Source organism: Jiella sp. M17.18 (genome assembly GCF_041027365.1).
Taxonomy (GTDB): Bacteria; Pseudomonadota; Alphaproteobacteria; order Rhizobiales; family Rhizobiaceae; genus VKMB-3413.
This window is the reverse complement of record NZ_JBFTEH010000005.1, coordinates 30020-43267: the sequence shown is the minus strand read 5'-3', so window position 1 is coordinate 43267 and position 13248 is coordinate 30020. Positions and strand designations below refer to the sequence as shown.

Below are 13248 nucleotides of genomic sequence, written 5' to 3'. Positions count from 1 at the left end.
TGAACGTCATTAAATCTGACGAACAGGTCTTGCGTGCCGGGAAATTCCGTCGCAATGGTACGATCATTGCGGGAAGGGAGGTCCGGCAGCGATCATGCGGCATGAACGGGTGACATGGGATGGCGAGCGGTCGAACCGCACCGTCACGCTTGCTGCCGAGTTCGGCCGGATGATCATTTCCGGAGCGCTCCCGACCGGCGAGGCCCTGCCGACGGAGAAGGAGCTTCAGTCCCAGTACGGGGTGTCGCGCACCGTCGTGCGCGAGGCGATCCGCCACCTCGTCGCCAAGGGACTGGTGTCGGTCGGACCGAAGGTCGGGACCCGGGTGCGCGAGCGGATCGAGTGGAACATGCTCGATCCGGACGTGATGGGGTGGCACCTGTCGCCGGCGATCGGCCGGTCCTTCGTCGAGGCGCTCTACGAGATGCGGCTGATCAACGAGCCGGCGTCGGCGCGGATGGCCTCGCACCGGATCACGGCCGAGCAGTCGCAGCGGCTGGAGGCGGCGCTGGCGGGCATGCGCGACAATCCGCGCGGGTCGCCGGAGCTGATCGCCGCCGATCTCGATTTCCATCGCATCATTCTCGAGGCGACGGGCAATCCGATCCTGGTCTCGCTCGGCGCGCTGATCGAGCGCAGCCTGTCGATCTCGTTCTCCTTGTCCTGGCGGCAGAACCCGCAGGACGAGACGGTTCGCCAGCACACGCGGGTCAAGGACGCCATCCTCGCCGGCGACGGCGAGGCGGCGGAACTCTTCATGCGAAGGCTCATCGAAAGCGCCTTCGACGACGTCATTCTCGCGCTCTACGCCGACGGCGAGAGGGTGGGGGAGCGTGGCGGCCGCTTTGCCGGCCGCCACGAGAGGGATCACGGCGCAGGCGTTGCGCGGTGATGGGCAACTTCGGACGCGCGGCGCGCGTCCAGCATAAGGGTCAGGGAGGTTCTATGACCACAGGAATGATGAAGACCATCGTCGCCGGTGTGGCGGCGGCCGTGATGACGCTCGCCGTACCGCTCGGCGCCAACGCGCAGGACAAGGGCACGGTCGGCATCGCCATGCCGACCAAGTCCTCGGCGCGCTGGATCGCCGACGGCAACAACATGGTGAAGCAGTTCAAGGAGGCCGGCTACGGCACCAACCTGCAGTACGCCGAGGACGACATCCCGAACCAGGTGAGCCAGGTCGAGAACATGATCACCACCGGCGTCAAGGCGCTGGTGATCGCGGCGATCGACGGCACCACCCTGTCCAACACGCTCGCCAATGCGGCCGCGGCCGGCATCCCGGTCATCGCCTATGACCGCCTGATCCGCGACACGCCGAATGTCGACTACTACGCCACCTTCGACAACTTCCAGGTCGGCGTGCTGCAGGCGCAGTCGCTGGTCGACGGGCTGAAGCAGCGCTTCCCCGACGCCAAGCCGTGGAACGTCGAGCTGTTCGGCGGTTCGCCGGACGACAACAATGCCTACTTCTTCTACAACGGCGCGATGAGCGTCCTGCAGCCGATGATCGACAAGGGCGAGATCAAGATCCCGTCCGGCCAGATGGGCATGGACAAGGTCGGCACGCTGCGCTGGGACGGCTCGGTCGCCCAGTCCCGCATGGACAACCTCCTGTCGGCCTACTACACCGACAAGAAGGTCAACGGCGTCCTGTCGCCCTATGACGGCCTGTCGATCGGCATCATCTCCTCGCTGAAGGGCGTCGGCTACGGCTCGGGCGACACCAAGATGCCCATCATCACCGGCCAGGACTCCGAGATCCCCTCGGTGAAGGCGATCCTGCGCGGCGACCAGTACTCGACGATCTTCAAGGACACCCGCGAGCTCGCCAAGGTCACGGTGCAGATGGTCAACGCCGTGCTCAACGGCAAGAAGCCCGAGGTCAACGACACCAAGACCTACAACAACGGCGTCAAGGTGGTGCCGTCCTACCTGTTGAAGCCGGTGCTCGTCACCAAGGACAACTGGAAGAAGGTCCTGGTCGACTCCGGTTACTACAAGGAAGACCAGATCAAGTAAGGCGGATGGGGCGCGGGCCTTTCCGCCCGCGCCCCGACCACGCGCCGCCACACGGGCGCAGCGCATGCCGCTAGGCCGGCTGCGATCGCCGAGGAATGTTCGTCCGCGTGCCGTGGCGGCTGCCGCGCAGCGGNCCCCCCCCCCCCCCCGACCACGCGCCGCCACACGGGCGCAGCGCATGCCGCTAGGCCGGCTGCGATCGCCGAGGAATGTTCGTCCGCGTGCCGTGGCGGCTGCCGCGCAGCGGACAATTCGGACTTCAAGCCATGGCAACCATTCTCGAAATGCGCGACATCACCAAGACCTTTCCGGGGGTGGTGGCGCTCGACGGCGTGAACCTCAAGGTCGAGGAAGGCGAGATCCACGCCCTCGTCGGCGAGAACGGCGCCGGCAAGTCGACCCTGATGAAGGTCCTGTCCGGCGTCTATCCGCACGGGTCCTACGAGGGCATCATCGAATTCAAGGGTGAGGAGTGCCGCTTCTCCGGGATCGCCGATTCCGAGAAGCGCGGCATCATCATCATCCATCAGGAACTGGCGCTGGTCCCGCTGCTGTCGATCGCCGAGAACATCTTCCTCGGCAACGAGCGCGCCAATGGCGGCGTCATCGACTGGCACGAGACCTTCCAGCGCACGTGCCAGCTTCTCGCCAAGGTCGGGCTGAAGGAATCGCCGCAGACCCGCGTGTCGGACCTCGGCCTCGGCAAGCAGCAGCTCGTCGAGATCGCCAAGGCGCTGTCGAAGGAGGTCAAGCTCCTGATCCTCGACGAGCCGACTTCGAGCCTCAACGAGACCGACTCGGAAGCGCTGCTGCAGCTGCTCCTCGAGTTCAAGGCGGCCGGCATCTCCTCGATCCTGATCTCGCACAAGCTGAACGAGATCTCGAAGGTTGCCGACACGATCACCGTCCTGCGCGACGGCTCCGCGGTCTCGACGCTCGACGGCACCAATGCCGGCGTCTCGGAAGCCGACATCATCCGCGACATGGTCGGCCGCAGCCTCAACGACCGCTATCCGCCGCGCAGCCCGAAGATCGGCGAGACGATCTTCGAGGTCTCGCACTGGACCGCTCACCATCCGCAGCAGCCGGGCCGCAAGATCGTCGACGACGTCAGCTTCCAGGTGCGCGCCGGCGAGGTCGTCGGCATCGCCGGGCTGATGGGGGCAGGGCGCACCGAACTCGCCATGAGCATCTTCGGCCGCTCCTACGGCGTCAACATCTCCGGCGAGGTGAAGATGCACGGGCGCCCGGTGGACGTGTCGACCGTGCACCGCGCCATCGCGGCCGGCATCTGCTACGCCACCGAGGATCGCAAGTCCTACGGGCTCGTCCTCGACGACACCATCCGGCGCAACATCCCGCTCGCCAACCTCACCGGCATTGCCAACGGCATCGTCGTCGACGAGCACAAGGAACTCGCCGTCGCGCGCGACTATCGCGAGCGCATCCGGATCAAGTGCTCGTCCACGGCCCAGGAGGTGGTGAACCTGTCGGGCGGCAATCAGCAGAAGGTGGTGCTCGCCAAATGGCTGTTCGCCGGCCCCGAGGTCCTGATCCTCGACGAGCCGACGCGCGGCATCGATGTCGGGGCGAAGTACGAAATCTATTCGATCATCGCCGAGCTCGCCGCCAGCGGCAAGGCGATCGTCGTGATCTCGTCGGAGATGCCCGAGCTCCTCGGCGTCACCGACCGGGTCTATGTCATGAACGAGGGCCGGTTCGTCGGCGAGCTGCCGACGAGCGAAGCGTCCCAGGAGAAGATCATGTCCCTGATCATCCGCTCCGGCCACAGGAACTGAGGGTAGGAAAATGTCCCAAGAGGCTCTTCACCAGCCTGCGGTCGCCTCGCCGGAGCGCCGCTCCGCGCTGTCCGCCGGCTTCTTCCGCAAGCACATGCGCGAATACGGCATCCTGTTCGCGCTGATCGTCATCATGGCGTTCTTCCAGATCGTCACCAACGGCATCCTCCTGAAGCCGATCAACCTGACGAACCTGATCCTGCAGAACTCCTACGTGATCATCATGGCGCTCGGCATGCTCCTGGTGATCGTCGCCGGGCATATCGACCTGTCCGTCGGCTCGGTGCTCGGCTTCGTCGGCGCGCTCGCCGCGGTGATGATCGTCCAGTGGCACATGAACTACGTCCTCGCCGGCATCCTGTGCCTGTGCGTCGGCGGCGTCATCGGCGCGCTGCAGGGCTACTGGATCGCCTACTGGAAGATCCCGTCCTTCATCGTCACCCTCGCGGGCATGCTGGTGTTCAAGGGCCTCTCGCTCTGGGTGCTCGCCGGCCAGTCGGTCGGCCCCTTCCCGGGCGGGTTCCAGCTGATCGCCTCGGGCTTCCTGCCCGACGTCTTCGGCATCAAGGGCTTCAACCTGCTCTCGCTGCTCCTCGGCGTCGCGGTCGCGGGCATCCTCCTGTTCTTCTCGTTCCGTTCGCGCCTGCGCAACCGCGCGGCCGGCCACGACGACGAGCCGGGCATCGTGTTCTTCGCCCGCAACTTCATCCTCGCCGGCGCGATCGTCTACATCGCCTGGGCGCTGTCGACCTTCCGGGGCTTCCCGAACGTCCTCGTGGTGATGGCGCTCCTGATCGCGGTCTACTCCTTCATCACCACCCGCACGACCATCGGCCGGCGCATCTATGCCGTCGGCGGCAACGAGAAGGCGACGCGGCTGTCCGGCATCAACACCGAGCGGCTGGTCTTCCTCACCTTCGCCAACATGGGCATGCTGGCGGCGCTCGCCGGCCTCGTCTTCGCCGCCCGCCTCAACACGGCGACCCCGAAGGCCGGCCTCGGCTTCGAGCTCGACGTCATCGCGGCGGTGTTCATCGGCGGCGCCTCGATGTCCGGCGGTGTCGGCACGATCATGGGCGCGGTCATCGGCGCCTTCATCATGGGCGTGATGAACAACGGCATGTCGATCCTCGGCATCGGCATCGACTACCAGCAGGTCATCAAGGGCCTGGTGCTGCTCGCCGCCGTCATCTTCGACGTCGTCAACAAGAACAGGTCGTAGGCTCGTAAGCGCCGCCGTTCTGTCCGGGCCGCCCGTCATGCGCGGCCCGGATTTCTTCTCGTATTGGCCGGAGACGACCCGATGAACCCGATCAAGCTCGCCATCGTCGGCGTCGGCAAGATCGCCCGCGACCAGCACCTGCCGTCGATCGCCGCGAATCCGGACTTCGACCTCGTCGCTGCGGCGAGCCGCAGCGCCTCCGTCGACGGCGTCCGCAACTTTTCGTCCGCCGCCGAGATGCTGGACGCTATGCCCGAGATCGAGGCCGTCGCGCTCTGCATGCCGCCGCAGGCGCGCCACGCCATCGCCGCCGACGCTCTGTCGCGCGGCAAGCATGTGATGCTGGAAAAGCCGCCGGGAGCGACGCTGTCGGAGGTCGAGCATCTCGCCGGCCTTGCCGCCGCCAATGGCGTCACCCTGCAGGCGACCTGGCACTCGCGCTATGCCCCCGGCGTCGCGCCCGCCAAGGCCCGGCTGAAGGGCCGGCGCATCCGCTCCGTAGAGGTCACCTGGAAGGAGGACGTGCGGCACTGGCATCCCGGCCAGGACTGGATCTGGGAGCCCGGCGGCCTCGGCGTCTTCGATCCCGGCATCAACGCGCTGTCGATCGTCACGGAGATCCTGCCCTTCCCGATCTGGCTGACCTCGGCCGGTCTGTCCTTTCCGGAGAACCGCGCCGCGCCGATCGCCGCCGACCTCGCCTTTTCCGGCCCCTCCGGCGAAGCGGTGGAGGCGGCGTTCGACTGGCGCCAGACCGGCCCGCAGACCTGGGACATCGCCGTCGAGGCCGACGGCGGCCGGCTCGTCCTCTCCTCGGGCGGCGCCAGGCTCTCGATCGACGGCGAAACCCACACGGATGAGGCGGCGGCCGAATATCCCGGCCTCTACGCGCGCTTCGCCGAGCTGATCCGCAGCGGCACGAGCGATGTCGACCTGTCGCCGCTGCGCCATGTCGCCGATGCCTTCATGCTCGGCCGGCGCCTTGCGGTCGAGGCCTTCCACGACGATCCGGCCGCGGCCTGATGAGCGCCTTCTGCGCCGCCGTCGACTGGGGCACGTCGAGCTTCCGGCTCTGGCTTCTGGACGAGGCGGGACAGGTGCTCGCCGAGCGGCGGAGCGGCGAGGGCATGTCCGTCGCGCGCGCCGGCGAGGGCTTTGCGCCGGTGCTCGAACGCCAGCTCGCCGAGGCCGGGGCGCCTGCCGACCTGCCGGTCGTCGCCTGCGGCATGGTCGGCGCCCGCCAGGGCTGGGTCGAGGCCCCCTATGCCGAGGTGCCTGCGAGCCTTCAGGCGATCGCCGAAAAGGCGCTGCGCGTTCCCGACCATCGGCGGCCCGTCTTCATCCTGCCCGGCGTCTGCCAGCGCGGCAGCGGCGCCGGAGAGGGCTTCGACGTGATGCGCGGGGAGGAGACCCAGATCGCCGGCCTCGGGGCTGCCGATGGTCGGCGGCTCGCCTGCCTGCCCGGCACCCACTCCAAGTGGATCGCGGTCGAGGGCGAGACGATCACCGGCTTTTCCACCTTCGTCACCGGCGACCTCTACGCCGCGATCGCCGGGCACACGATCCTGCAGCATTCGGTGGATCCGAAGGCGAACGATCTCGTGCGCCGAGATTTCGCGGCAGCCTTTCGGTCGGCGCTGGAGCGGCCGGGCGAGGCGAGCCGGCTGATGTTCGAAATACGCGCCCGCGGCCTCCTCGACCCCGCGCACCCTGTCGATGGTGCCTCGGCGCTGTCCGGTCTGCTGATCGGGCTGGAATTTGCCGGCGTGCGCAGCCTCTACGGCGAGTTCGGGCGGCCGGTGCTCCTCGCGTCGGGGCGTCTTGCCGCCGTCTACGAAGCCGCATTTGCCGAATTCGGTGCCGTTTGCGATATGGCCGATGCCGACGCCGCCGTCCGCCGCGGCCTTTACGCCGCCGCCCGAAGGATCCTGTCATGACCGAGACGAACCGCACGCCCTGGCCGACGCTGAAGCGCGACCTCGTCGCGATCCTGCGCGGCCTGCCGCCACAGGATTGCGAGACCGTCGTCGGCGGCCTCGTCGAGGCGGGCTTCGAGGCGATCGAGATCCCGCTGAACTCGCCGGACCCGTTCCGCTCGATCGAGATGGCGGCAAAGCTCGCGCCGGACGGAGTGCTGATCGGTGCCGGGACGGTGCTGAGCGTCGAGGAGGTCGACCGCCTGCACGCGGCCGGCGGACGGCTGCTGGTCAGTCCGAACGTCGAGCCGGCGGTGCTGCAGCGCGCGGCGGGGCACGGCATGGTCACCATGCCCGGCGTCTTCACCGCGACGGAAGCGCTCCTCGCCGCCCGCAACGGCGCCTCGGCTCTGAAGTTCTTTCCCGCGAGCGCGCTCGGCCCCTCGGGCATCAAGGCGGTGTCGGCGGTGCTGCCGAAGGGCCTGCCGATCGGCGCCGTCGGCGGCGTCTCGGAAGCGGACTTTGCAGCTTTCGCGGCGGTGGGCGTGCGGCATTTCGGCCTCGGCTCCTCGCTCTACAAGCCGGGCGACGACGCGGCCACGGTCGCCGACCGGGCCAGGCGCGCGGTGGCCGCCTATGACGAGGCTTTCCGCCGCTGACGGATCTCGGCGGACGCTGCGCCGCTGCACGCTTGGCTTGCGGGCGGCCGCAGGCTAGCCTCGCCCGACGCCAAGCGAGGATGCCGCCCGATGGACCGCTCCGACGAGCCCCAGATCACCCAGGCGATGATCGACGCCTATGACGAATACACCCATCTGACGCTCGATCGCCGCGGCTTCATGGTGAAGCTGACGGGTCTCGCCGGTTCTGCCGCCGCCGCGATGGCCATCCTGCCGCTGATCGAGGCCTCCCCGGCGCATGCGGCGCTGACCGACCCGCAGGACAAGCGGATCTCGTCGGTCTGGGCGACGTTCCCGGCGGCCGGCACGGAGCTGAAATCCTATGTGGTCAAGCCGGCGCGGAACGGCCGCTTCCCGAGCGTCCTCGTCATTCACGAAAATCGCGGCCTCAACGGCCACATCGAGGACGTCGCGCGGCGGCTGGCGCTAGAGGGGTTCCTTGCCGTCGCGCCGGATTTCCTGTCGTCGAAAGGGGGAACGCCGCCCGACGAGGACAGAGCGCGCCAGTTGATTTCGAGCCTCGACCCGAAGCAGACCGTCGCCGAGGCCGTCGCGGCGCGGAAGTGGCTGGCGGCGGAGCATCACTCCAATCGCCGTGTCGGCGCGGTCGGCTTCTGCTGGGGCGGCGGCCTGGTCAACCAGCTGGCGGTCGCCGACCCGGAGCTGAAGGCCGCCGTCGCCTATTACGGCCGCACGCCTGACCCGGCCGGGGTGGCAAAGATCAAGGCCGCGATGCTCCTGCACTATGCCGGCCTCGACGAGCGCACCAATGCCGGCATTCCCGCCTTCCGCAAGGCGCTGGAGCAGGCCCATGTGGAGCATCGGATCTACGTCTATGACGGCGCGAACCACGCCTTCAACAACGACACTTCGGCGGCCCGCTACGACAAGGCGGCGGCCGGGCTCGCCTGGCAGCGGACGATCGCCTTCCTGGAGCGGCACCTGAACGGCTGAGGCGCCGCGACGCTTCGATGCGGCACGGAGCGGCCGGGCCTCAGAGCGGCGTTCCACTTTCCGAGGCTTTGCCGCCGTCCGGCTCGCTCGGGCCCTTGATCTGCATCCCGTTGATCTTCACCGAGCCGTCGGCGCCGGTCTCGATCAGCCAGTGCGTGCTGCCGTCGGCGCTGGGGCCGGCGAAGCCCTTGGCAAGCGACAGGAATCCCACCGCCTGAAAGGCGCGGGGGTCGCTCGAGCCGGCCTTCTGCAAGAGCGCGATGACGTTGTCGACGCCCGTCGCGGTGATGTCGAGCTTCGTCGCCGGCCGGCTCCCCTGGAGCGACAGCTCTCCAGAGAACTTGACCTCGTAGTCCGCCGCCTTCAGCCGCGAGGGCTCGATGGTGAAGCGCGGCACGTGGTCGTGGAAGACCGCGGCGATCCGCTTCTCGGCTGCGTCGGAGAGGGGCTTCTCGCGGGCGAGGTCGAAGTCGTCGATGGCGATGCGCGCCGCGGCGTCGAGATCGAGGTTCCGCGCCCCCAGACCCAGCGTCAGGTCGTGCGGGATCAGGGGATCGGCCCAGGCCGGAATGGACGGGGAGGCGAAGGACATGCCTTCGAGCCCGTAGATATAGCGAAAGGCGCCGGCGGTGGTGATGCCGTCGGCTTTTACGGCGACCCTAAAACGGTCCGCCGTCATTCCGCCGAAGGGCGTCGAGACGGAGACGCCGCCGAAGGTCTCGCCGAGGTCGAGGCTCTTCCAGGCCGGCAGGAGATCGCGTAGACGCGCCCGCAGCTCGTCCTGGGACGCCACGATCTTTTCCCTGTCCTGATGGGCGAGCAGGAAGGCCCACAGGTCCAGCATCGGCCGGCTCCGGAGCCCGGCGGCCTTGCCGTCGAGGCTGAGATCCTTGGCTGCGAGCCGGATCGGGACCCGCCGTTCCGGATGCGCCGGATCGGCGGACAGGATGGTCTGCTTCAGGTCGCTGCCGGTTTGCGAGAAGGTGACGTCGACCGAGCCGTCTTCCGCCGGAACAGCCTTCGCCTCCATGCTCTGGGGTCCGAACTCGGCGAAGGTCTCGCTCTGCGGCGTCCTCTGCGTCACCACCATCTTGTCCGCGGTGGCGGACGAGGAGAGAAAGCCGCCGATCGCCGGCGAGAAAATGCCGGAGAAGCTCGCCGAGCCGACCGTGGAGGAAATCGCCGTGCGACCGGTCGGCCCGTCCAGCGAAAGCGACGACGAGAAGCCGTCCATGCTGCGGACGAACCAGTTGCCGTCCGGCTGGCGGCTGACGAGGACGGAGTAGGGCGCGATGCGCATATGGCCCCGGGTGCCGCTACCGCTCGAGCCTGCCGTGCCGAAATCCGTGTCGAGCTTGAAGGTGATCCGATAGCCCGCAGGATCGGGCGCAACCGTCAGGAAGCCGAGATCGAAGGCCTGCGGGCTGAGATAGGCGGCGAGGGCCGACTGGAGCGAGCGCGCGCCGGCCTCGGTCCCGGCCGCAGCCTCGGCGCTGCCCGCCTGCTCCTGCGCAGCCTGTCCGGGCGAGGGCGGCGCGAGCGGCCGGGTCTGCGCGAGAGCCCCGGCGGGCATCGCGAGGCAGGCGGCCAGCGCGAGGAAATGGCGTGTCTGCACGTCTTGATCTCCCCGCGGTCGGGTGGCTGCGACAAGGTCGCCTGAAGCCGAAAAGGTGGATCAGGGATCACCGCTCTGCAAGGTGACCGCCCCTCTATCCCTTCGCGGGAGCCGCCTTCGGCGCCAGCGCGTCGCGCACGAAGCCGTCCCAGCAGGGCGACAGGTGCACTCGGACATGGCCGGCGAGGCCCGGCTCGTAGAGCTTCTTCAGCGTCTCGTTCGCATCGGTGATCGGGCAGAGCGGATAGAGGATCAGGTCGGTGTTCGTCACCGCCTTGATCACGGCGGCGTCCGGATCCGGCACGGCGCGGAACGGATCGGCGCCGATGGCGATCGCGTGCGGCCCGTCGCGGTTCATCAGCCAGGGGAAGGGGTTGACGAAGTTGAGGCTCATGATCGTGTCGAAATGCACGTCGTTCTTCGCCTCGTAGGCGCGGATCGCGTCCACCGCCTGATCCGCCGCCATCAGCCAGGTCACCTGGAAGTCGGGCTCGGTGTACAGCGTGAAGTTCGGCAGCTCGCCCTGGTCGGAGATATACTGGAACGTTGCGGGATAGGCCGCGTAGGCGTCCATCATCACCTTGGCGTGCCGCATGATCTCGGTTCGCTGCGAGATGGCGCCGAGCGTGCCGAGGTTCTTGTCGGCGAGATCGACATATTTCATCTGCCCGACGAAGGCGCGGGCGGAGCGGTGCAGGATGTCGACGAAGGTCGGCAGCGAGGAGGCCGCGACCAGCGTCCAGACCAGCGCGAGGCGGCCGACCGGGAGCGCCCCGCAGCCGACCAGGATGCTGAGGAGGATCGGCCAGACGAAGATGAAGCCCTGGCCACCGGTGTTCTGGGTCTCGACGAAAAGGGCGGCGAAGGTGGCGAGGCCGAGCCAGACCGCGTCGCGATCGAGGGAGGCGGCGAGGGTGGCCATGGTGGGCCGGCGCAGGAATGCGGCGCCGGTCTTCGCGATGTCCTGCCGGGCGACGACCAGCAGCACGAGCGTGAGGATCAGGAGGGGCGCGAGGACCTTGAAGTGCAGCGACGCCGCCTGCAGGAAGCGCGGCAGCAGGCTGTCCTCGTTGCTGCCGAGCAGGGCCAGGATGTCGCCGAAATAGGCCGTGACGATGCCGAGCGACAGCTGGAGGGCGAGGAGCGTCAGGAAGAAGGCCCCGGCCGCGACGAGCGCGGCACGGAAGGTCACGCGGCCGACGGCGAAGGCGAAAACGCACAGCATCAGCCCGGCGACGAAACCGGTGATCTTGATCAGGAACAGCGCCAGCATCGTGCCGACGATCACCGCCAGCAGCGTCCGGCGGCCGGTCGCGAAGATGAGCGCCGCGGAGAGGACGTACAGGACCTCGCAGATCTGGCGGTTGTAGATGCCGAAGCCGTCGACGCCTGGATAGGAATAGTATTCGGTGATGTTGAACGGCAGGATCTGGAAGACCAGGAACGGGACGAGGAGCGCCAGCGCGACGGTGCGCGAGCGCCGGTCGACATCGGCGAGGACGAGGGCGAACAGCGGCACGGTGACCAGCATCAGCGACCACTGCACGACGAGCAGCGGCTGTCCCTGCGGGAAGACCTTCACGAACAGCGCGAACAGCCAGTATCCCAGCGGCCCGACCGGGGTGAAGAAGTCGACGCCCGGCACCTGGCCGTGGAAGATCCGGTTCGCGGCGTCGAAGTAGATGTAGAGGTCCCAGTAGTTCGCGCCGATCGGCAGCGTGAAGGGACGGGTCAGGAGCGCGGCGAGGACGACGCAGGCGGCCCCGAGGAGCAGCAGCGGCGAGAACAGAAGCGATCCGGCCTTGATCTTCGGCGCATCGCTGGCAGTCGAACTCAGCGTCACGATGAACTCCTGTCGCTCTTCGGAAGGCGAGCGGCATGGTGCACGTCCGGCGTTAAGAAAGGCTGATCTTCGCGCAGTAAATGGGCTCTTCCGTCGGTCAAGACGGCCATTCCCGCATGCTGGTTGAAGCCGCAGGTCATCCGACGGATGCGCGTTGCGCCAAGCGGCATCCGGCGCGGCGCGAAGAATTCCCTGCGCCAGAATTACAGGCTTGTGAATTGCGCACGCTTGCGATCGGCGTAGCTTTTCGCGATGCGGAAGATGAAGCGTCCCTTTGCTGTCGCCCTTCTTTGCTCCGCGGCCCTGGCAGCAGTCGGCTGCCTGCCGGCGAAGGCGCAGACGCGGGGGCTCGGCGACCTCGGCGCGGCACGGCCGGCATCGCCGCCGGACGGCCAGCGGGTCGATGTCGAACTGGTCCTCGCGGTCGATATCTCCTGGTCCATGGATCCCGCCGAACAGGCGATCCAGCGCGACGGCTATGCCGCGGCGTTCCGCAGCCGGGAGGTCCAGCAGGCGATCCTCGACGGCGTCTACGGCAAGGTGGCGGTCGCCTATGTCGAATGGGCGGGGACGAACTCGCAGATCGTCGTCGTGCCGTTCACGCTGATCGATTCCAAGCAGGCGGCCGACGGCTTCGCCTATCGGCTGGCGACGGAACTGCCGGACCGCGAGCGCCGCACGTCGATCTCCGGCGCCATCGACGCCATCGCGCCGATGTTCGACGGCAACGGCTTCGACGGCCAGCGCCGGGTAATCGACATCTCCGGCGACGGGCCGAACAACGAGGGGCGGCCGGTGACCGATGCGCGCGACGCGGCCGTGGCGCGTGGGGTGATTATCAACGGCCTGCCGCTGATGACCTCCGGCGGCTATTCCTCCTGGGGCTCGATCCCCGATCTCGACCGCTACTACGCCGCCTGCGTCATCGGCGGCCCGGGATCCTTCATGATCCCGGTCAACGACTGGTCGCAGTTCCCCGACGCGGTGCGGCGCAAGATCGTCATGGAACTCGCCGACGGCTGGCCGAGCGGCGGTCCGGCCTATGCGCCCGCGATCATGCGGACGCAGGGTGCGCCCCCGACCGACTGCCTCGTCGGCGAGCATATGTGGCAGGGCCGCCAGGACCGCTGGATGCAGCAATACCGCTGATCCGTGCAGGCTGCGGGAGCTGCGGCCGGCGGTCTCGGGCGCTGA

Annotated in this window: 11 protein-coding genes; 9 read left to right on the top strand and 2 right to left on the bottom strand. The window is 68.1% G+C overall.

Annotated features, from left to right (window positions below; translation table 11 throughout):
• Positions 1 to 94: 94 nt before the first annotated feature.
• The 8 genes from AB5S17_RS10925 to AB5S17_RS10890 all read left to right on the top strand — a co-directional run bounded on the left by AB5S17_RS10925 (position 95) and on the right by AB5S17_RS10890 (position 8596).
• Positions 95 to 892: a FadR/GntR family transcriptional regulator gene (locus AB5S17_RS10925; protein ID WP_369239173.1), complete on the top strand. Its 798-nt coding sequence runs from the start codon at positions 95 to 97 to the stop codon at positions 890 to 892.
• A 65-nt stretch (positions 893 to 957) separates the two neighbouring features.
• Positions 958 to 2025, top strand: coding sequence for a multiple monosaccharide ABC transporter substrate-binding protein (gene chvE / locus AB5S17_RS10920; RefSeq protein ID WP_369239726.1), 1068 nt, complete (start codon positions 958 to 960; stop codon positions 2023 to 2025).
• 266 nt (positions 2026 to 2291) lie between these two features.
• Complete coding sequence (gene mmsA, locus AB5S17_RS10915; protein WP_369239171.1) at positions 2292 to 3824, top strand: multiple monosaccharide ABC transporter ATP-binding protein; 1533 nt, start codon at positions 2292 to 2294, stop codon at positions 3822 to 3824.
• 10 nt (positions 3825 to 3834) lie between these two features.
• A complete protein-coding gene (mmsB, locus tag AB5S17_RS10910; protein ID WP_369239169.1) occupies positions 3835 to 5046 on the top strand; it encodes a multiple monosaccharide ABC transporter permease in 1212 nt (403 codons plus the stop codon).
• A gap of 81 nt (positions 5047 to 5127) precedes the next feature.
• A complete protein-coding gene (locus tag AB5S17_RS10905) occupies positions 5128 to 6069 on the top strand; it encodes a Gfo/Idh/MocA family protein (RefSeq protein WP_369239167.1) in 942 nt (313 codons plus the stop codon).
• A complete protein-coding gene (locus AB5S17_RS10900) occupies positions 6069 to 6983 on the top strand; it encodes a 2-dehydro-3-deoxygalactonokinase (RefSeq protein WP_369239165.1) in 915 nt (304 codons plus the stop codon). Before AB5S17_RS10905 ends, AB5S17_RS10900 begins: the two co-directional genes overlap by 1 nt.
• A complete protein-coding gene (locus AB5S17_RS10895; RefSeq protein ID WP_369239163.1) occupies positions 6980 to 7621 on the top strand; it encodes a 2-dehydro-3-deoxy-6-phosphogalactonate aldolase in 642 nt (213 codons plus the stop codon). Before AB5S17_RS10900 ends, AB5S17_RS10895 begins: the two co-directional genes overlap by 4 nt.
• Positions 7622 to 7711: 90 nt before the next feature.
• Complete coding sequence (locus tag AB5S17_RS10890) at positions 7712 to 8596, top strand: dienelactone hydrolase family protein (protein WP_369239161.1); 885 nt, start codon at positions 7712 to 7714, stop codon at positions 8594 to 8596.
• A 40-nt stretch (positions 8597 to 8636) separates the two neighbouring features.
• On the opposite strand, the gene AB5S17_RS10885 is transcribed toward AB5S17_RS10890, so the two are convergent.
• Positions 8637 to 10211, bottom strand: a complete 1575-nt coding sequence (locus AB5S17_RS10885) for a hypothetical protein (protein WP_369239159.1) — start codon at positions 10209 to 10211, stop codon at positions 8637 to 8639.
• A gap of 94 nt (positions 10212 to 10305) precedes the next feature.
• Positions 10306 to 12054, bottom strand: coding sequence for a hypothetical protein (locus tag AB5S17_RS10880; RefSeq protein ID WP_369239157.1), 1749 nt, complete (start codon positions 12052 to 12054; stop codon positions 10306 to 10308).
• Between the two features lie 261 nt (positions 12055 to 12315).
• Here AB5S17_RS10880 and AB5S17_RS10875 point away from each other — a divergent pair, with 261 nt between their 5' ends.
• Positions 12316 to 13203: a DUF1194 domain-containing protein gene (locus tag AB5S17_RS10875; RefSeq protein ID WP_369239155.1), complete on the top strand. Its 888-nt coding sequence runs from the start codon at positions 12316 to 12318 to the stop codon at positions 13201 to 13203.
• The last annotated feature ends 45 nt before the right edge of the window (positions 13204 to 13248 follow it).

What these genes read in the sequence shown, in the direction of transcription:
- AB5S17_RS10925 (WP_369239173.1), top strand. Translation starts at nt 95, where the DNA reads ATGCGGCATGAACGGGTGACATGGGATGGCGAGCGGTCGAACCGCACC.
- chvE (WP_369239726.1), top strand. Translation starts at nt 958, where the DNA reads ATGATGAAGACCATCGTCGCCGGTGTGGCGGCGGCCGTGATGACGCTC.
- mmsA (WP_369239171.1), top strand. Translation starts at nt 2,292, where the DNA reads ATGGCAACCATTCTCGAAATGCGCGACATCACCAAGACCTTTCCGGGG.
- mmsB (WP_369239169.1), top strand. Translation starts at nt 3,835, where the DNA reads ATGTCCCAAGAGGCTCTTCACCAGCCTGCGGTCGCCTCGCCGGAGCGC.
- AB5S17_RS10905 (WP_369239167.1), top strand. Translation starts at nt 5,128, where the DNA reads ATGAACCCGATCAAGCTCGCCATCGTCGGCGTCGGCAAGATCGCCCGC.
- AB5S17_RS10900 (WP_369239165.1), top strand. Translation starts at nt 6,069, where the DNA reads ATGAGCGCCTTCTGCGCCGCCGTCGACTGGGGCACGTCGAGCTTCCGG.
- AB5S17_RS10895 (WP_369239163.1), top strand. Translation starts at nt 6,980, where the DNA reads ATGACCGAGACGAACCGCACGCCCTGGCCGACGCTGAAGCGCGACCTC.
- AB5S17_RS10890 (WP_369239161.1), top strand. Translation starts at nt 7,712, where the DNA reads ATGGACCGCTCCGACGAGCCCCAGATCACCCAGGCGATGATCGACGCC.
- AB5S17_RS10875 (WP_369239155.1), top strand. Translation starts at nt 12,316, where the DNA reads ATGAAGCGTCCCTTTGCTGTCGCCCTTCTTTGCTCCGCGGCCCTGGCA.